Origin of the sequence: Exiguobacterium artemiae (assembly GCF_033342815.1) — a bacterium.
Taxonomy (GTDB): domain Bacteria; phylum Bacillota; class Bacilli; order Exiguobacteriales; family Exiguobacteriaceae; genus Exiguobacterium_A; species Exiguobacterium_A artemiae_A.
This window is the reverse complement of the sequence record NZ_JAWPEN010000007.1, coordinates 89,320-108,301: the sequence shown is the minus strand read 5'-3', so window position 1 is coordinate 108,301 and position 18,982 is coordinate 89,320. Positions and strand designations below refer to the sequence as shown.

Sequence of the window (18,982 nt, the reverse complement as noted above, 5' to 3'; positions counted from 1 at the left end):
CTCCTTCATAAAAAAGAGGCAGTCTAGGACCACCTCATTGTCTTACTATACTTTTTCCCTGTTTATTTTAACTAAAACCTCAATTATCCTTGAGCTCGATATTATAGAAACGATCCGTCATCTTAGCCAATTCCTGCACAAGCGATGTCGGACGAATCGGTAAATCGGTTAACGCTTCACGTTTGATCCACAACGGTGTATACCCGGACGACTGATCTTCGAATTCTTCTCCGGTTCCCGTCCCGAATACACCACCCGTTATTTTTGCCCAATAATACGGATTTTCCAAGCCGTTAAAGTGAACGTTCGCAGCAACACCTTCAAGTTCTACGTCCACACCAAGCTCTTCATGGGCTTCCCGAATCGCCGTCTCTTCCAGTGTCGCTCCAGCTTCCCGTCCACCGCCGGGGAATACATAATACGTTTCACCCGGCTTATCCCGACGAATCAAGGCAACTTCGTCTGCTTCATTGATTAAAATAATCGCACTTCTTTGAATCGGCATTGATTCTCCCCCTCACAATCTGAGGACTCAACGAATGGTCTCAAGCATTTCTGGAATCAGTCCGTTTTCCGTGGATGCAATGACTTGTGCGGCAACTTTCATTCCAAGCTGTAGTGCCTCTTCTGCCCGCTTCGATTCCGTCAATTCGGAAAGAACAGCGGAAAAGAATGAATCTCCTGCACCTGTTGAGTCGACTACTTTCACTTTTTTTGTCCCGACGTGACCGGAAGTCGCCGTCCGGCGATCGACATAAACAGCACCTAACTCACTCATCGTGACGACGGTAAAGGGTGCTCCTTTTTTCGCCAGTTCGTTCGCTACATGGATTGCGTCTTCTACTGTCACAATCGATAAATCCGATAAAATTTCAGCTTCTTCGCGGCTGCAGATGAATCCTGTGAATCCTTGCAACAGATGACGGTTGCGTTCAATTACACTCAAATGTCCACAGACACCGTAAAGCGGTAACTCCATTTTACGGCAGATGTGAATCAATCGTTCAAGCACTGTAACCGATAAATCCAAATCGATTGCGACTGCGTCCACTCCGTCAAGCGCATAGACAGATTGGCGAAGAATGGCTTCTTCGAGGAGTTTGGCGTCCGGTTGTTTGGAAATCGACGTCTGCAAATCTCCTTCATTGTCCATCACCGCAAGCCACATTCCCATTCCATGATCTTCGAGCATCTCCACATGATCGACGTTGGCTCCGTAAGATTTTAACTCTTCCAGTACCCCGACACCAATTTGATCGTTCGTAACCGTCGAGATAAAACGAACATCATTTCCGAGAACAGCAAGATTTTGTGCTACGTTCCGCCCTGTACCACCGTTCGAGAAGGTGATATCCCCGACGTTTTTGGCATCCTTATGCAAAGGCGCAAACGAAGTTCCTTTTATGTCGACGAATACTTTTCCGATTACCGCAATTTTATTCATTCCTGTTCCACCTCTAAAAAAATTTCATGAACCCGAAGGATTTTATACGCGTTCTAGGCACATTGCTTCCATTATAGTAAAATTTCAAAACTGTTACAACCAATCAAACCCTTGACTGTACCAACAAAAAAATCCCGACGAAGACAGTTTTATCCGTCCATCATTCGGGATTCCGTTCATAAAAGCAGTTTTCCGGTCACAAATTGGCAATCGTCAAACTGATCGCAAGCAATAATCCGAAAATCGTATTGACCTTTCCGGTCTGTGCCATACCCGGCATCAATTCCTGCGGCGGAAGATCACGCCAGAACAATTTTACGGCTTTGATCATCAGTGGAATGCTCAAAAGAGCAAGCAGTGCCCACCAGGTGACGTTAAAGACCAGTACAGCAATCAAAAGTGAGACGATTGCAGCGGCAAAAAAGGCAATCAGGACGTAAACGGCTTTTTGGTGCCCAACTAAACAGGCGATTGTCTTTCGGCCGTTGACTTTATCATTGTCGAGATCCCGTATGTTATTTGCGAGCAAAATCGATCCGATTAAAATCGATACCGGAATCGAAATTGCGATTGCTTCCGTCGGAACATAACCGATCTGCAGATAAGCTGAAATCGCGATGATGACATAGCCCATGAAGAAACCGGCGACGATTTCCCCGAATGGTGTGTAGGCGATCGGTAACGGTCCGCCTGTATAGATGTAACCAACAAACATCGACACGATACCGATTAGCAGTAACCACCATGTTGTTTCAAGACACAAATAGATACCAAGCAAGGCCGAAATACCATACAACGAGAAGGCAAACGCCAAAATCGTTCCCGGTTTAAAACCGTCACGGACAATCGATCCGCCGATTCCCACCGAGTCTTCCGTATCAAGCCCGCGCTTGTAGTCGTAATATTCATTAAATAAGTTCGTCGCAATCTGAATCAGCATCGATGCGATCAACATGGCAAAAAACAGATCCATCCGTAACGATTCGATCCGCGGTGCCACAATGGCCGTTCCGACGACGACAGGTACAAAACTTGCCGTCAGCGTATGTGGTCGTGTCATTCGCCAGTATACAGCGATTGATTTATTCATATAATAAACCCCTTTCCTGTCTAAGTGTATCGGGTTTCGTTTTTTACTGTCAATGCTCAATCCAAGATAGCTTATTCCTTCTTTTTTTCACATAAAAAGTTTACACTGAGAATAAGTGAAACGTATCACAGTATCTTTAGACTAGGGGGCAATGAGCGGTATGGCCTACGCTCAACATGAGCTTAAACAATGTATTGAACGTGCTGTTGGTCATGCGAATGCATATCAACGGTCTATCATCGCCGCGTATTCTTGGAATGTCGAGGCGCAGGATGTTAGTGCACTGTCATTCGGGACAGAAGAACGCTTTTATTTTACGACACCTGATCGATCGATGCGCGCCATCGGTTTTGGTATTACGCAACAATTAAAAACAGCAGGACAGGACCGATTTTTACGGATGCAGTCCATGTGGTCAAATTTGAATCGGGATCATGTCGGCACCGATTTATTTGCCTTTTGCGGCTTCTCTTTTTCGGAACTGAAACACACTGAATTTCGTTGGTCTTCTTTTGGAGAAGCATCAATGACCATTCCGAAGTATCTTTACCTGGAACAAGATGGTCGTACGACGGTAACGGTTTTTGCGTTCGTTGAACCGCAATCTAACGCAGAAAAAATCCTCAATCAGTTGGCTGTCGAATATGCAGAACTGCATACTCCAAAATCCGACCGGTTTGTGACCCGGATTCGACTGACCCGTGACGGAAATGATGCTTTCGAAGCTTCTTTCCATCAAGCGACACAACTCTTAAAAACATCACTCAAAAAAATCGTCTTGGCCCGTGAAGTCGTCTACGAACTTGATCAACCAATCGACTTGGCAGGACTTGTCCAGGAACTCGAATCATCGCAGCCGGGCAGCTATATCTTCTTCTTTCAACCAACGGCAGACGAAGCTTTCCTTGGTGCGACACCGGAACGATTGATTTTAAAATCCGGTCTTGAACTTAAGACAGCCGCCGTCGCCGGATCTGCTCCTCGACATGCCATCGAGACGACAGATACCGCACTCGGACAGTCGCTGTTACAAGACGACAAAAACCGTCACGAACATGCGATTGTCGTTGATTCGATTGAACAGACACTTCAAGGACTCTCAACGACGATCGACAAACCGGATGAACCGATGTTGCTGAAGAATCGCCACATCCAGCATCTGTACACTCCGATCAACGCTACGCTGTCACCTGAAGTCAGTCTCTTTCAGCTGATTGAAAAACTTCACCCTACACCCGCTCTCGGTGGAGAACCAAAAGAGGAAGCCGTCGCCGCCATCCGCGAAATCGAAACGTTCGAGCGCGGCTGGTACGGTTCTCCCGTTGGTTGGATGGACGGACAGGAAAACGGTGAATTCATCGTCGCCATCCGCTCCGGTCTGTTTACCGATCGCTCGGCTGTTCTTTATGCCGGTTGCGGACTCGTCGAAGGATCCGTTCTTCAAAGTGAACTCGAGGAAACCGAAACGAAACTATCACCGATGCTGCAGGCGCTGTCGCATCTCTGTACGATAGAAAAGGATGATATTTATGTTGAGTAAATGGATGCATGCATTAATCGATAATTTGGTGAAAAGCGGTGTCCGGGATTTCGTCATCAGTCCCGGATCCCGTTCGACACCACTTGCCATCGCTGCCTTTCTTCACCCTTTTAGCCGTACCCACGTCCTCATCGACGAACGGTCGGCTAGTTTTTTTGCCCTTGGTTTGACACGGGCGGAGGATGTCTTGCGCCCGGTCGCCTTGATTTGTACGAGTGGAACAGCAGCTACGAATTATTATTCCGCCGTGACGGAAGCCAACATTTTCGAGCTGCCCTTGATCGTATTGACAGCGGATCGTCCCCACGAATTACGTGGTGTCGGTGCGCCCCAAGCAATCGATCAAGTCGCCCTCTACGGGAAACAGGTCCGGCATTCTTTTGATTTGCCGTTACCGGAAGAGACTGCTCTTCCTTACGTCCAGCACGCGGCGGAACGAGCCGTCCTCCTCGCGCTTTCAGAGCCCGCCGGTCCGGTTCATATCAATATTCCGCTTCGGGAACCATTAATTCCAGAACTGGATCTCTTACGAACGGGTCAACCCGTCGGACAACCGGATCAACCACAAGCAGAAAAACATACCGAAAAACTCATTGAAATTTTATCAATCCCGCGTCTTTTGATTGTCATCGGACCTCAAATTTCTCTTGCCGATACACAAATCATTCTGGACTATGCAGACCGTGCACGGATTCCTGTTTTAGCCGATCCTTTGAGTCAAGGGCGCCGTTCTGCCAACGATACGGTTTTCGGCTATTACGATACGTGGTTAAAGGCAACGGCGATTCACGATAAAATCCGACCGGAACACATTTTACGATTCGGTGCGATGCCGACTTCAAAACCGTATCTGCTTTGGTCAAAAGGAATTCCGACGACAGTCATCGGCCATCCCGGAAACTGGCGCGATCCCCAGTTGCAGGCTCATTTTTTAAGCGGTCATCCGAGCCAACTGAAAACTGCTCCTGTCACCGTGCATGAAACCTCTTATCTCGAGACCCTGCAACGGGCAGAGAACACCGTACAGACTGTTTTTTCTTCTCTGGATGCCAATCAGCTGACGGAATACAATGTCGTCCGGGCATTAAATGATTTAACAGACGGCAGTCTGTTTGTTTCGAACAGTATGCCGATTCGGGACTTGGATACCTTTTTACCGATGGGGACACCGCTTCGTATTCTTGCGAACCGGGGTGCCAATGGTATTGACGGCATTCTTTCAAGTGCTCTCGGCGCGACCTTTGAAGCCGAAAATCGTTATCTGCTTGTCGGCGATCTGGCGTTCTTGCATGATATCAACGGATTGCTGATGGCGCGGACTGTTCCGATTACGATTCTGTTAGTGAATAACACGGGTGGCGGGATTTTCAGTTTCCTGCCGCAACAAAATCTCGATCCGGCTTTGTTCGAACCTTTGTTTGGAACAGCACAAGACGTTGATTTCAGTCATCTCGCTGCCGGTTACGGTGTCGAGTATGAACGGATTTCCTCGATTACGCATCTTCAGTCGACCTTGCAACACCAAGCGACTGCGACACGGGTCTTGGAAATCATCACCGACCGTCCGGAGAACGTCCGTCTGCACCGCTCGATTTGGGAGCAGACGAACGAGGCACTGCAGGAGACATTCCGATGAAACTGCGGCATCAGGAATACCATGTCGAGATCAGCGGAAGCGGTCCGCCACTGCTGCTGTTGCACGGTTTTACCGGGAGCAGTGCCACATGGGATCTGTTCGGAAGCCGGTTGCAGTCAGACTATACCGTTTACCGGATTGATTTGCTCGGCCACGGCCGTACCGCTGCTGCACCTTATCAACGTATGCGCTTGACGGAACAAGTAAAAGATTTAAAAAGTTTGCTTGCGACCCGTGATGAAGACTGGTCCGTTCTCGGTTATTCGATGGGCGGACGAATCGCGCTTCTGCTTGCTGCGACATCGAAACAGGTAAAGCAGACGATTGCTGTCAGCACAACTCCCGGTCTCCGGTCGGCACATGAGCGACGATTACGCCGTCAAGCCGACCGGCGTCTTGCTAATCGTTTACTAACAGATGGTTTAGCCGATTTCATCGATTATTGGGAGTCGCTCCCGCTGTTTGCAAGCCAACGTCATCTGCCGGTTGAAGTACAAGAATCGATTCGCCGTGGACGCCTTGCCCAATCACCGGAAGGGCTGGCCGCTTCTTTGATCGCTCAAGGAACCGGCAATATGGCTCCGGTCTGGCATTTACTTGACACTTCCTCGATTGATTGGATTGTCGGAAACGACGATGATAAATTTAAAAAAATTGCCATCGAAGCCGCTCCATCGGAAAAAATTCATTTAATTGAAGGTGCATCACATGCCCCACATATCGACCAACCGGAAAAGTTTGTTACAATAGTAGAGAAACTACTCTTAATTAACTAAATGGGGGAATTGAAATGAGATACGTTCCAGAATGGGCAGCTGCCCGTAGCTACGAAGACATCAAGTATGAAAAATGGAATGGGATTGCTAAAATCACAATCAACCGTCCCGAAGTCCGGAATGCTTTCCGTCCGAAGACGGTTCACGAATTGATCGATGCTTTTTCACGTGCACGTGACGATCAAAACGTCGGTGTCATCGTCTTGACTGGTGAAGGCGACCTTGCTTTCTGTTCAGGCGGCGACCAAAAAGTCCGCGGACATGGCGGTTATGTCGGTGAGGATGAAATCCCACGCTTAAACGTCCTTGATTTACAACGTCTGATCCGTGTTATTCCGAAACCGGTCATCGCTATGGTAGCGGGCTATGCAATCGGTGGCGGACATGTTCTTCATCTCGTCTGTGATTTGACGATCGCAGCAGACAACGCCAAATTTGGACAAACTGGTCCTAAAGTTGGTTCATTCGATGCTGGTTATGGTTCCGGTTACCTCGCTCGCGTCGTTGGTCATAAAAAAGCACGTGAAATCTGGTACCTTTGCCGTCAATACGATGCCCAACAAGCACTTGACATGGGTCTCGTCAATACGGTCGTTCCACTGGCTGATTTGGAGCAAGAAACAATCCAATGGTGTTCTGAAATTCTTCAGCATTCACCAACAGCACTTCGTTTCTTAAAAGCTGCGTTTAATGCCGATTCAGACGGCCTTGCAGGTATTCAACAACTTGCAGGTGACGCAACGTTACTCTATTACACGACAGAGGAAGCAAAAGAAGGCCGTGACGCGTTTAAAGAAAAACGTGATCCTGACTTCGGACAGTTCCCACGATTCCCATAATACAAAAAAGGTTCAATGTCGAAAGACGTTTGAACCTTTTTCGTATCATCATTCAGAAAGGAAGTGACCATCCGTGTATCCTTGGATTTACACGCGTGCCAAAGAACAACCGGATGACCTTGCCCTCATCACGGACAACGAGCGTCTGACCTGGTCTGCCCTTTATACAAAAGCGCATGAACTCGCCAGTTCCTGGGCTCCCTTGTTGTCACGCGGTGACCGTATCGCTTTGTACGGTCCTTCAAGCAGCAGCTATATCATTGCTGTCCATGCGGCTCAATTGCTTGAATTGACGATTGTTCCGATCAATGTCCGTCTGAGCCAAACAGAAGTTCACATGCAACTCCAGCAAGCTGATGTCCGGTTCGTCATCTCAGATCGCCCGATCGATGCACCGGTTAAACGGCTACCGTTTCATGTCGTGAAGCCGGCACCTGATGTTCTCGTCCGGCATATGCCAAAACATTATATTCAGTCGATGTTATTTACAAGCGGAACGACCGGGCGGCCAAAAGCGGTCGAACAGACGATGCTCAATCATTTTTCAAGTGCCATGAATGCGGCCCGTCATACCGGCTCCTATCCGGATGACCGGTTCCTGGTCGTCACGCCGTTATTTCATATGAGCGGTCTCGCCGTCGTTTACCGCTCCGTCATCTATGGTGTTCCACTTATCCTTGAGCCTCATTTTTCACCGAACAAGACTATTACATGGATCCAGACAGAACACATCACACATATTTCTCTCGTTTCCGTCATGTTGGATCGGTTGCTCGAAGCCGGATTACGACGGTTTGATTTACGCGTTGTTTTGACGGGCGGAGGGCCTGTCCCGTTACCGATTCTGACACGGGCGTTAGACCGCGGCATTCCCGTCATGCAAACATATGGTATGACCGAAACTGCTTCGCAAGTGGCGACACTCCTACCGGAAGAAGCCATCCGGAAAATCGGTTCTGCCGGTAAAGCCATCGCTCCGACGGAAATCCGAATCAACCGGTATCAGGAAATTGAAGTCAAGGGACCAACTGTCATGAACGGATATTTCGCTAATCCGGAAGCGACAGCCGCTGCCTTTACTGCTGACGGCTATTTGAAGACCGGTGATCTCGGACGGATCGATGCCGACGGTTACCTGTATGTATTGGATCGAAGAAGCGACTTGATCATTTCCGGCGGTGAAAATATTTATCCGGCAGAAGTCGAAGCCGCCTTATTATCGATCTCCGGCATCGCAGAAGCCGGTGTCGTCGGACGGTTTGATCCGGTCTGGGGTCAGGTACCGGTCGCCTTCATCGTCAGTACGCTGTCAGAAACCGATGTCCGGCATGAAATGGAACGATTACTGGCCAAATACAAATGTCCCGTCAGCTACTTTTACCGTGACACATTACCGCGCAATGCAAACGGTAAACTAATTCGGCGCCAGCTGAAGGAGTCGCTATGACGACGATTACCCTGCGCAGTGCGGAGCTGTTTGACGTCTATCTGACGTTCCGCCAGCCGATGCAGACCGCCATCTCTACGTTGTCGAAACGACGGACAACCATTTTGCGGCTGACCGACCAGGAAGGACGCATCGGCTACGGGGAAGGCGTTGCTTTTGAGACACCTTGGTACACGGCAGAAACACAGGATTCTCTTCGTGCCTTGTCTCCCCTCCTGTACCGGTTGCTTGCTGCAACACCTTTATCCTCGCCCGCTGCCGTTCCTGCACGCTTTCAGCCGATTAAAGGGAATCAGATGGCAAAAGCCATGTTCGACGGGGCTGTTCATGAATTATTTGCCCAAGCAGAGCAGACCTCTCTTGCCGCTTACCTGGGGGGCGACGAAAACCGGTCGATTCCGTGCGGAAAAGCACTTGGCCGCTCCTCGGCCGAGCAAACGGTGGAAGCGGTAGGTCAAGCATTAAACGATGGATTCGAGCGGATTAAGTTGAAACTCGCTCCGACGGATACTGCAGTTTTGGAACAGGTTCGCAAATCTTTTCCGGATGCTCCGTTAATGTTTGATGCCAACGGAAGTTTTCAGTTAGCTGATTTGCCGCTCCTTCAAGAGTGGGATACATTTTCGATGCTGATGATGGAACAGCCGTTTCCTGCTGACGACTGGTTAAGTCATCAGCATGCCGCCTCCTTACTGAAGACACCGCTTTGTCTCGATGAATCCATCCAGACGACACAAGATGCCTTACTGATGCGGACACTGCAGGCCGGTCACATCATTAACATCAAACCGGCCCGTCTCGGCGGTCTGACAGCAGCACTCGATGTTCGGGAGATGACATCCTCGTATTGGTTAGGCGGGATGTTCGAAAGCGGGATCGGACGACGCCAAACGCTGGCTTTTGCCACTTTAGCAGGTCTCGCTTATCCCATCGATATGTCGGGGACCGATCAGTACTTCACGGAAGATCTTCTTGAACAGGACTATATCGTCGAAAACGGAGCCATCCGGTATGCAGAACATCCGGTTTCTCAGGAACGACTCGACCGATTGGCTGTTTCAACAAAAACTCTTTAAAAAAAGGAGTATCATATCCCGTTTTAATCAAGGGATGTGATACTCCTTTTTATTTTCAGTCATTCACAGATTTTGAATCAATCGACTTTCGTTAAAATCTCATATCCGTCTTTTAAGACGATGACGCTATGTTCAAATTGCGAAACGAGACTTTTATTTGGTGTATATAAGGTCCACCCGTCTTTCTCATCTTCCATACAGAACTCGTCGCCGGTCGAGATAAATGTTTCGACGGCAATGACTTGTCCTTCTTTCAACAAATCATTTTCCTCGCGGCTGAAGTAGTTCGAAATCGATTCCGGCTCGCCGTGTAATGTCTTTCCGAGACCGTGTCCCGCCAAGTTCCGGATGACAGTAAAGCCGCTTTTCCGTGTCTCGGCATAAATCGCTTTCCCGATCTGATTGACCTTCGTTCCGGCCTTTACTTTCTCCAACCCTTTTTCAAGGGCGGACAACGAAACTTCGACCAACCGAACATCTTCCGGGCGACGGGCTTGTCCTGCGATAACCGTTTTGCCGGTATCGGAGTAATAACCATTCTTTACGGCTGAGACGTCGACATTGACAATGTCCCCCTCTTTGATGACGTACGCTCCCGGAATACCATGTGCTGCTACTTCATTTACACTGATACAAGTTGCTCCCGGAAAGTCATACATGACGATCGGTGCCGATTCCGCCCCGTGTTCTTTCAGGATCCGTGCCCCGATGTCGTCTAATTCTTTCGTCGTAATCCCCGGTTTGACGGCATCTGCCATCTCATCGCGTGCAATCGCGACAATCCGTCCGATTTCACGTAATGCATCGTAATCATAATCCAACATTATTTATTTCCTCCTCATTCACTCAATCGTTCTTGATATAAATAGTCTGCTGAAATATCAGCAAATAAGAACATCCCATTATTCAGCGGCATACTGAAGGTCCGTGTCTGATCCCCGGAACTGAAGTCGACGTACCGGTCGGATAAATAACCGGTATGCCGTCGTTCCATTGCTACTGTCGTACGGATGAAATACGGTCGGAAACTCCAATTGTATCCTTGATAAAACGAATAACGTTTCCATTCGCCGCTTTTTTTACTGATGTTTGATGACTGCTGGAACCCGTTCGCATCCGTGATGTAGAATCGAATAAATTCCGGCTCCATCTTTTTCGCTAACATCAACAACCAGCTGTCGAGGTCTTCCTCCGGCCTGATGGACTGGCAATATTCGTTGAATCGAACGGTCCAGTCCTGTTCGAGTTGAAACAGCCGGTTCATCTGTTCCCGGTCATATTTATAAAACATTGGAACCTCATGCAGCAGAATGTCCATTCCCGGGCAAGTCGTCACCCAGTCAGGCGTCGTTTCACCGAGTAGGTTCCCCATGTAATATCGTCCGCCGTGCTGCCAGGCATACCGCAATTGACCGAGGTGACTGATGTTTTTGTACAGCAGCGGAGCCCCCAGCTGATCGCAGAGATGTTCCATCGTCTGCAATAAATGCGGATAACTGGCCGAGACCGTTTTTTTCTCAATCATCGATGCCAAATCGACAATCAACATGTCCGGCGACATCGAAAACACCCGTTCGAGACTCGTTGCTTCCGCCCGGTCTAACGCTACCTTCAAACCGGAATTTTGATAATAGGCGACAATCCGGCCAAGACGGTCAAAATCATCGACCTGAACATCCGTCAATGTGACATATAATCGGTCTTCCGGAAAATCGATTTGGGCATCACGCAGAATACTTAAAAAATCTTCGCCGCCGTTCTCAAACAACCAGGCCGGGCGACAGCGGACCAAAACAAACGAATGGGCATCCGTCGGTACTTTTTGAAAGGCATGTCGAATGACATGACTCATCACTTCGAGTTGGTATTCAATCGGTACATCATCTTCTTGAAAAAACGGTTTTAACGGTTCTCCCCGGAAATGGGATTGGATTTCATACCCTTCTACTTTAAAAGGCGCCGCTCCGACAATCGGCTGAAACCAAGCTTCAATTTGTTCCGGATGAACAATGACATCTAAGGCATCCATTCTTCTGCCCCCCTTTTCTCTTGTTCCATCTTATCAAAAAAAGAACCCCTCTGTAATCAGAGAGGTCCTGTCTTTAAAATAAGGTCGTATCTTTTCTGACTGCGATGTACAAATAGACACCAAATGTCGCCGTTAAATAGATAATACTCAGCACGCCGTATTGAATACCGGTTGCCCCACCTTTTCCAATCGCCAAGACAAGAAAGATAATCCCGCCAAACAGAAGCGTTGCTAAAGGAATATAACGGAAGTGCCCTTTCGTCGTCCGCTCACTGATCTGTTTTGTCGCGACGACTAGCACAATGAGACAAATAAATGCCAAAGCGTAGGTAATATACACAAAATTCCGCCCTCTCTATATCGTTCATTGCTCATTTTAGCACGAGATTTCATAAAAAAGAACCGACTTGTCTGTGACAAATCGGTTCAAACTTCTTACTTTTCAAAACGTGGTTTACGTCCACCACGGTTGCGATCACTTTCACTGCGGTTACGGCCAGCGTATCCACCTTCACGACGATCTGATGATGCTGAAGAAGAACTACGGTTTCCTTCAGAAGGACGACCGCCTTCACGGCGCTCCCCACCACGTGGGTTGCTGCCACGGTATCCGCCACTGCTACGGTTAGAAGAAGAACCAGAACCTGATCCACCTTTGTTACCGTAAGGACGACGGTTACCACCGCCACCGTTGCTACCAAAACGTTTAACACGGATTGGTTCGATTGACGAGATTTGAACTGGCGTTGCGTCCGGCTCTTTCGTTAATCCTTTGAGCGCTGCTGAAATCAACTCAACTGCTTCATACTCTTCAAGAAGTTCTTGAGCGAGTGTTGTATACTCTTGTGAGTTTTTCGCTTCTACACGTTTGATCAGTTCTTGTGCAGCAAGTTTCAAGTTACCTTCTAGGATTTCATCAAGCGTCGGTGCATGACGGCGCGACATTTTTTTGTTTGTAACACGTTCGATCGTTTTGATCTGACCGAATTCACGTGGTGTAACAAAAGTAATCGCTGATCCTGTTTTACCAGCACGACCAGTACGGCCGATACGGTGAACATAGCTTTCCGGGTCTTGCGGGACATCGAAGTTGTAAACGTGTGTAACGCCTGTAATATCAAGACCACGTGCCGCTACGTCTGTAGCTACAAGGATATCGATTGTTCCTTTTTTGAAACGACGGATAACTTGGTCACGTTTTGCTTGTGTTAAGTCACCGTGTAAACCGTCCGCCGTGTATCCACGTTGGACAAGTCCTTCAGTCATCTCATCAACACGTTTTTTCGTACGACCGAAGATGATTGAGAGTTCCGGAGAATCCGTATCAATCAAGCGGCAAAGTACGTCGAATTTTTGGTTTTCTTTTAATTCGATGAATGATTGGTCGATGTTTTCGACAGTCATTTCTTTTGCTTTTACTTTGATGTGAGTCGGAGTCGTCATGAAACGATCTGCGATTTTACGAATCTGCGGCGGCATTGTCGCAGAGAATAAAAGTGTTTGACGAGTTGGTGGAAGTGTACCCAAGATTTTTTCGATATCTTCCACGAAGCCCATGTTCAACATTTCATCTGCCTCATCCAAGATAACTGTTTGGACGTGGTCAAGGTTTAATGTTTTACGGTTCATGTGGTCCATTAGACGACCAGGTGTCGCAACGACGATTTGCGGGTTCTTACGAAGCGCACGAATCTGACGGTCGATTTGCTGACCACCGTATACTGGCAAGGCATGAACACGTTTCACTTCACCAATGCGGTTTAATTCTTCTGCAACCTGAATCGCAAGCTCACGAGTCGGTGCAAGGATCAATGCTTGGATATGGCGCGATTTTGCGTCAAGACGCTCAATCGTTGGAATACCGAATGCAGCTGTTTTCCCTGTTCCTGTTTGTGCTTGACCGATTAAGTCAACGCCGCTAAGACCGACTGGAATTGTTTCTGCTTGGATTGGAGTTGCTTCTTCAAAGCCCATTTTTAGGACACCTTTGATAAGTGCCTCACTAAGATTTAATTCACGAAATGTTGTCAATGCTAAATACTCTCCTTTGTCATATGAAAAGCGTCTGCCACTAAACAGACGCTACCGTAACGAATACAATCGACTACCTATTATAGCAGAACCTCTTCCTTAAAGATAGGGGCTATTTCTGCGTATAATAATGTTTAGGGAAGTCACCATCATAATCGTTGCCATAAGGGCGAGGGAAAGGCATGATGCCCGGACCGTACAACGCTTGAATTCGCGCCGTTTGCCCCCACTAGTGATGGGGTTTTATTTGGAAATGGTCGCCGGTAAGTACCAGCCGCAACCACCAAAATGATGAATTCCTAACTATTTATTCGAAACGTAGGCTGAAGTTGGTTAACTTATTTCGTTAACCGAATACCCGTTTCATGTTTTTCTATTTTTTTGTCTTTCAACAATCGACCTAAAGCACGTTTGAAGGCAGCCTTACTTAGGCCAAATACCTCATCAATCGTCTCAGGAGGTGTCTTATCACCATACGACATCTGACCACCATGTTCAAGCAGGTGATTCATGATCAAATCCGCATCGATGTCGATTGCCTCGTGAGCACGTGGTCTTGCTGAAAGTAATACTGTACCATCTGGCTTCACATTTGTCACCCGTAATTTCATAACTTCTCCAAGTCGCGGCCACCGTTCCATCTCTTGTTCATGGAGAAAACCAATCGTCTGTTCATTGACCCAGACGTTGACGCCGGGATCCCGCTGAGCAAAGACAAGTCCTTCGACATCCATGTTATTCCACTCTTCCGGTGCTGGTTTTGCCCGTAAGTTGAAATACGCATAGGGAGCCGGATCTCCGAGTAAACGAAGTTTTTGGTCATGTTTCAGACGAATGTAGAGTTGATCTCCTTCTTCCGGCCAAAATGTCCGGCGTTGCGGCAAATCATCAAGAGATACTAAGACATCTTTTTGAATACCGATGTTTGCAAATACGCCTGTATTGTAACGCGTACCGTTAATCGTCGTTTTGACATAGTCTTCAAACGATGCTTCCGGAATCGTCATCGAAGAAGCGAGCCGCCCTTCGTTGTCCTGATAAAGAAATACTTCCACTTCTTCGTCAAGTTCGAGCTTTTTTGTTTGTTCATTATTATGAAGTAAGATGTCCTCTTCCCCGTTGCTTAAGAAAACACCAAACTCTGCTTCTCGTTCTACTTTTAATGTGACAACCTGTCCTGCGCGTAATGCCATGAGTGGTCATCTCCCTTCTGTTGTTTCCATCTGTTCCTGCGTATCACCTATCATACTATACTCTTTTTCCTCCCCTCTCCGACATGAAGCAAAAGTGACCAAATATGACATTTTTGTGAACGGTTCTGATTTGAGTGATTTTTTCGAAAAAAAGATATATGATAAAACAATAGGAAAAAGAAGGTTTAGTTTAGTTAAATATGGGGGAAAAACATGTTTCATAACATTCAATCGCGTTCTTTCGCAAGACGCTTCACAAAAACATTGGTATTTGCTTTTTTTGCATTCCTCGCAACGATCGGAATCGTTTTTGCAGAAGGTTCGAACAGTACAGACCTGTCTCCAAAGACACCTGCACTTCAACATATTGACACTCCATAAAATCTACACTAAGCGTGTGGATTTTTTTATTTTTCCCGAAGTTTTACAGGGCGATACAGGAAATCACGGTTTCGTCACGAATTCTTTAGAAGATGTACATCATCTAAATAAGGAGGGCATGTCATGTGGTTTTACCTTTTCACAACGTTTACAGGTCTCATCAGTACATATTTAAGTTATACGACCGGCTATTATACGGATTCAATCGGTGTATTCGTTTTTACACTCGCCATCTGCTTATCGCTCTCTTCCTTCAGACAGCTCCTTCGGACATCTCACCAGTCCTATCATGAATATGTGCAGCATCGCCGAGTCAAAAAGCAGTATGAACGGATGAAAAAACGGGAACAGTCGTATCAATTGTCTTACGATCAACGTGAATCCATTCCACCACTTGCATTATCGGCGACAGAACAGCATGATAAATAAAGAACCGCTTTAACTTCGTATTATTAGGAGGAACTGAGTCATTATGAATGAAATTCCCTTATCCAACGGTTGGACCCTTCGTTACTCGCCTGTCATCGACCTGTGGTTAAAAGAAGACGGCGTCCTGCTTGTCGATCACGAAGATAAGGTCCGACTGACATTGATCCTTGACGAGGAGTCGATGGAAATCAAACAGATTGATAATACTAACGCTTCTTTCTCGATTGACCCAACGACCCGTCGTTTGACGTTTGAACTTGGAGAAACCGAAGAAGAGTCGGAACCTCGTTATTGGGAATAATGACGAAGACTGGGTGCGATACCCGGTCTTTTTTTGTACAATAATCATTGAAAGCAAAAAAAGGAGTCTGATGCCACTATGTTACGCACAATCATCTGGTTCATTCATTTTGGACTGGTTCTACCCCTTACATTACCGTTTCTTCCGGGGGCAAAACGTCGAACGCACGCCGCACGCTACGCCTATACACAAAAAGTGGCGCATGCCTGGGCAAACTCATTACTCCGGCTTGCCGGAGTCAAAGTCCGGATGACGGGTCAAGAAAACATCCCAGCCGATCAACCGGTCGTCTTCATCGCTAATCATCAAGGTAATTTTGATGTCCCGATCCTCCTCGGAAAAATCGACAAACCAAAAGCCTTCATCTCAAAAATTGAAGTGAACAAGATTCCCATTGTGAATGTCTGGATGAATCTGATGGGATGTGTCATGATTGACCGCAAAGATCGCCGACAGTCCCTCAAAGCCATAAGGGCCGGAATCGACACGATTAAAGATGGTCAATCGATGATTATTTTTCCGGAAGGCACACGTTCTAAAGGAGGACCTGTCGCCGAGTTTAAGGCAGGCAGTTTTACACTGGCTACATCGAGCGGAGCATTAGTCGTTCCGATTGCGATTTCGGGAAGCTATCGTGTCATGGAGGAAACCGGACGCATTCGACCGGCGACCGTCGATGTGACGATTTTAAAACCGATCGATCCGACACCCATGTCGCAAAAAGAACTGGTCGTTCTGGTCGAACAACAAATCAAGGAAATTGTAGAAGGAGTCTGACATGTTACTTAAAGTCGATCAACTAAAAAAAGAATTCGCCGATAAAATTGTATTCGAGGATGTCACCTTTTCCGTAAGTCCCGGTGACCGGATTGGAATCATCGGTGTCAACGGTACCGGAAAATCAACGTTGCTTCATATCTTAGCCGGACAAGAAACACCGGACTCAGGTGAGCTTCAACATCCGAATGACTACCGAATCCGCCTGCTTTCGCAGTCAACGGATTATCCGGAAGATCAAACAGTCATGCAGGTTTTGTTATCCGGTAATACCCCCACCATCAATGCGCTTCGTCATTATGAGGTTGCACGGTTGGCTCTTGAGCAGGATCCGGCAAATGAAATGTTACTGACACGGTTCATCAGCGCACAAACAGAAATCGATGCTGCGAACGCCTGGGATACGGAGTCCCGTCTCAAAATGATTTTAAATAAACTCGGCATCACGAATCTTGAAGCTACGATCGGTTCCTTGTCAGGCGGACAACGAAAACGGGTCGGACTGGCTGAAGCATTACTCGACGAAGCCGATCTCTTACTCCTCGATGAGCCGACCAACGAACTTGACGCCGAAACGATCACTTGGCTTGAATCGCAAATCAAGGAATATCGTGGGGCAATCTTACTGATCACCCACGATCGTTACTTCTTGAACCGTGTTACGAATCATATGATGGAAATCGCGAACGGAACAGCTTACTTCTATGTCGGCAATTATGAATCATTCCTCGAGAAACGGGCGGAGCGCCGGGAACGGACAGCCTCGATGGAAGAAAAACGACAAAACATCCTCCGCCGGGAACTCGCCTGGCTGCGCCGCGGAGCGAAAGCACGGACGACCAAACAAAAGGCACGCATTCAACGGGTGGATGCTCTGCAAGAACTGTCTTACGAAGAAGACGAAGCATCGCTCGAAGTCCAGGTCGGCTCCACCCGACTCGGTAAAAAAGTCATCGAAGCGGTTGATATCAGTCAGCAATTTGGTGACCGGACGTTGTTCAGCGACTTCAACTGGTTATTTGGCCGTAAGGAACGATACGGAATCGTCGGACGAAACGGGAGTGGAAAATCCACTTTGTTATCCATTCTTGCCAAGCGTCTGGAACCGACGAGCGGTGAAGTGATCCACGGCGAAACGGTAAAAGTCGGCTTCTACGGTCAATTCGCAGAATTCAGTCACCCTAACCGCCGGGTCATTGAAGAAGTCGAACGGATCGCCCAAGTCATCACGACCCTGGACGGTCAGGAAATCACGGCAAGTCAAATGCTGGAACAATTTTTGTTTAAGCCGGAAGCACAATACAAACCAATCGGTAAATTATCCGGTGGTGAAAAACGACGGTTGAAACTGCTCACCATCTTAATGGATGAACCAAACGTTCTTTTCCTTGACGAGCCGACCAACGATTTGGATACGGAAACGTTATCCGTGTTGGAAGATTACCTGGACTCGTTCCCGGGAACCGTCATCACGGTCAGTCACGACCGCTATTTCCTTGACCGTGTCGTCAACCGGTTATTAGCATTTGAAAACGGTGAAATCGTATCGTACTACGGACAATATACCGACTATTTAGAGCAACGGGAACTCCCGTCCGTCATCGAGGCACCTGTCGTAAAAGACGTGCCGCCCGTCGAAGCACCGTCTGCCGAGACACCAAAAAAACTAAGTTATCAGGAACAACTCGACTGGAAGACGATTGAATCTCAAATCGAGGAAGCGGAACTTCAGGCGGAGTCGCTTGAACAACAACTGGCTTCTTCCGGAAGTGATTTAGGTCAGGTCAACGATCTTTACCAGCAAATCGAACAAGCGAAAGCAAAAATCGATCAGTTGATGGAATACTGGACTTATTTATCCGAAAAAGTCGAGGCGTACGAAAACTATAAAAACTAATTTTTTTCTTACGAATCGTATCCATTCGTCAACACGACGGACGGATACGATTTATTTTTTTGATTCACATGAACCGGACAAAAGCAGTGTATGATA

General features: G+C 47.4%; 18 protein-coding genes. 10 read left to right on the top strand and 8 right to left on the bottom strand.

The genetic code is table 11. The annotated features are described in order from the left end of the window. Nucleotides 1-79 precede the first annotated feature (79 nt). The 3 genes from R7V76_RS08860 to R7V76_RS08850 form a co-directional block, all read right to left on the bottom strand. Nucleotides 80-505 (bottom strand): NUDIX hydrolase, encoded by a 426-nt coding sequence (locus R7V76_RS08860; RefSeq protein WP_318092128.1) that lies wholly within the window; start codon nucleotides 503-505, stop codon nucleotides 80-82. 27 nt (nucleotides 506-532) lie between these two features. Then, nucleotides 533-1,444: a PfkB family carbohydrate kinase gene (locus tag R7V76_RS08855; protein ID WP_318092127.1), complete on the bottom strand. Its 912-nt coding sequence runs from the start codon at nucleotides 1,442-1,444 to the stop codon at nucleotides 533-535. Nucleotides 1,445-1,640: 196 nt separating this feature from the next. Then, the gene (locus tag R7V76_RS08850) at nucleotides 1,641-2,534 is read right to left on the bottom strand and encodes a 1,4-dihydroxy-2-naphthoate polyprenyltransferase (RefSeq protein ID WP_318092125.1); all 894 of its coding nucleotides are present in this window, start codon (nucleotides 2,532-2,534) and stop codon (nucleotides 1,641-1,643) included. 160 nt (nucleotides 2,535-2,694) lie between these two features. On the opposite strand from R7V76_RS08850, the gene R7V76_RS08845 reads away from it, so the two are divergent. The 6 genes from R7V76_RS08845 to menC all read left to right on the top strand — a co-directional run bounded on the left by R7V76_RS08845 (nucleotide 2,695) and on the right by menC (nucleotide 9,848). Beyond that, nucleotides 2,695-4,074 carry an isochorismate synthase gene (locus R7V76_RS08845; protein ID WP_318092122.1) on the top strand — a complete coding sequence of 460 codons (1,380 nt, stop codon included), beginning with the start codon at nucleotides 2,695-2,697 and terminating at the stop codon, nucleotides 4,072-4,074. Then, a complete protein-coding gene (gene menD / locus R7V76_RS08840; protein WP_318092120.1) occupies nucleotides 4,064-5,710 on the top strand; it encodes a 2-succinyl-5-enolpyruvyl-6-hydroxy-3-cyclohexene-1-carboxylic-acid synthase in 1,647 nt (548 codons plus the stop codon). Before R7V76_RS08845 ends, menD begins: the two co-directional genes overlap by 11 nt. Beyond that, nucleotides 5,707-6,486 carry a 2-succinyl-6-hydroxy-2,4-cyclohexadiene-1-carboxylate synthase gene (menH, locus tag R7V76_RS08835; RefSeq protein ID WP_318092118.1) on the top strand — a complete coding sequence of 260 codons (780 nt, stop codon included), beginning with the start codon at nucleotides 5,707-5,709 and terminating at the stop codon, nucleotides 6,484-6,486. Before menD ends, menH begins: the two co-directional genes overlap by 4 nt. Before the next feature lie 14 nt (nucleotides 6,487-6,500). Then, complete coding sequence (gene menB / locus R7V76_RS08830) at nucleotides 6,501-7,325, top strand: 1,4-dihydroxy-2-naphthoyl-CoA synthase (RefSeq protein ID WP_012369530.1); 825 nt, start codon at nucleotides 6,501-6,503, stop codon at nucleotides 7,323-7,325. A gap of 73 nt (nucleotides 7,326-7,398) precedes the next feature. Continuing rightward, nucleotides 7,399-8,772 (top strand): o-succinylbenzoate--CoA ligase, encoded by a 1,374-nt coding sequence (gene menE / locus R7V76_RS08825; protein ID WP_318092117.1) that lies wholly within the window; start codon nucleotides 7,399-7,401, stop codon nucleotides 8,770-8,772. Next, entirely contained in the window at nucleotides 8,769-9,848 is a 1,080-nt protein-coding gene (menC, locus tag R7V76_RS08820; RefSeq protein ID WP_318092115.1) for an o-succinylbenzoate synthase, read from the top strand. Before menE ends, menC begins: the two co-directional genes overlap by 4 nt. A 77-nt stretch (nucleotides 9,849-9,925) precedes the next feature. Here the strand turns inward: menC and map are convergent, their stop codons facing one another. The 5 genes from map to R7V76_RS08795 form a co-directional block, all read right to left on the bottom strand. Beyond that, nucleotides 9,926-10,672: a type I methionyl aminopeptidase gene (gene map / locus R7V76_RS08815; protein WP_318092114.1), complete on the bottom strand. Its 747-nt coding sequence runs from the start codon at nucleotides 10,670-10,672 to the stop codon at nucleotides 9,926-9,928. Nucleotides 10,673-10,686: 14 nt separating this feature from the next. Further along, nucleotides 10,687-11,877 (bottom strand): EAL-associated domain-containing protein, encoded by a 1,191-nt coding sequence (locus R7V76_RS08810; protein ID WP_318092112.1) that lies wholly within the window; start codon nucleotides 11,875-11,877, stop codon nucleotides 10,687-10,689. Between the two features lie 73 nt (nucleotides 11,878-11,950). Further along, complete coding sequence (locus tag R7V76_RS08805; RefSeq protein WP_318092110.1) at nucleotides 11,951-12,217, bottom strand: hypothetical protein; 267 nt, start codon at nucleotides 12,215-12,217, stop codon at nucleotides 11,951-11,953. Between the two features lie 95 nt (nucleotides 12,218-12,312). Further along, a complete protein-coding gene (locus R7V76_RS08800; protein ID WP_318092108.1) occupies nucleotides 12,313-13,908 on the bottom strand; it encodes a DEAD/DEAH box helicase in 1,596 nt (531 codons plus the stop codon). A gap of 338 nt (nucleotides 13,909-14,246) precedes the next feature. Then, nucleotides 14,247-15,101 (bottom strand): S1-like domain-containing RNA-binding protein, encoded by an 855-nt coding sequence (locus R7V76_RS08795; protein WP_214766405.1) that lies wholly within the window; start codon nucleotides 15,099-15,101, stop codon nucleotides 14,247-14,249. A gap of 504 nt (nucleotides 15,102-15,605) precedes the next feature. Here R7V76_RS08795 and R7V76_RS08790 point away from each other — a divergent pair. The 4 genes from R7V76_RS08790 to R7V76_RS08775 all read left to right on the top strand — a co-directional run bounded on the left by R7V76_RS08790 (nucleotide 15,606) and on the right by R7V76_RS08775 (nucleotide 18,886). Beyond that, complete coding sequence (locus R7V76_RS08790; RefSeq protein ID WP_012369520.1) at nucleotides 15,606-15,911, top strand: hypothetical protein; 306 nt, start codon at nucleotides 15,606-15,608, stop codon at nucleotides 15,909-15,911. 43 nt (nucleotides 15,912-15,954) lie between these two features. After that, the gene (locus tag R7V76_RS08785) at nucleotides 15,955-16,212 is read left to right on the top strand and encodes a hypothetical protein (RefSeq protein WP_012369519.1); all 258 of its coding nucleotides are present in this window, start codon (nucleotides 15,955-15,957) and stop codon (nucleotides 16,210-16,212) included. A 78-nt stretch (nucleotides 16,213-16,290) separates the two neighbouring features. Continuing rightward, nucleotides 16,291-16,989, top strand: a complete 699-nt coding sequence (locus R7V76_RS08780; RefSeq protein WP_318092103.1) for a lysophospholipid acyltransferase family protein — start codon at nucleotides 16,291-16,293, stop codon at nucleotides 16,987-16,989. 1 nt (nucleotide 16,990) lies between these two features. Continuing rightward, entirely contained in the window at nucleotides 16,991-18,886 is a 1,896-nt protein-coding gene (locus R7V76_RS08775) for an ABC-F family ATP-binding cassette domain-containing protein (RefSeq protein WP_318092101.1), read from the top strand. Nucleotides 18,887-18,982: the final 96 nt, after the last annotated feature.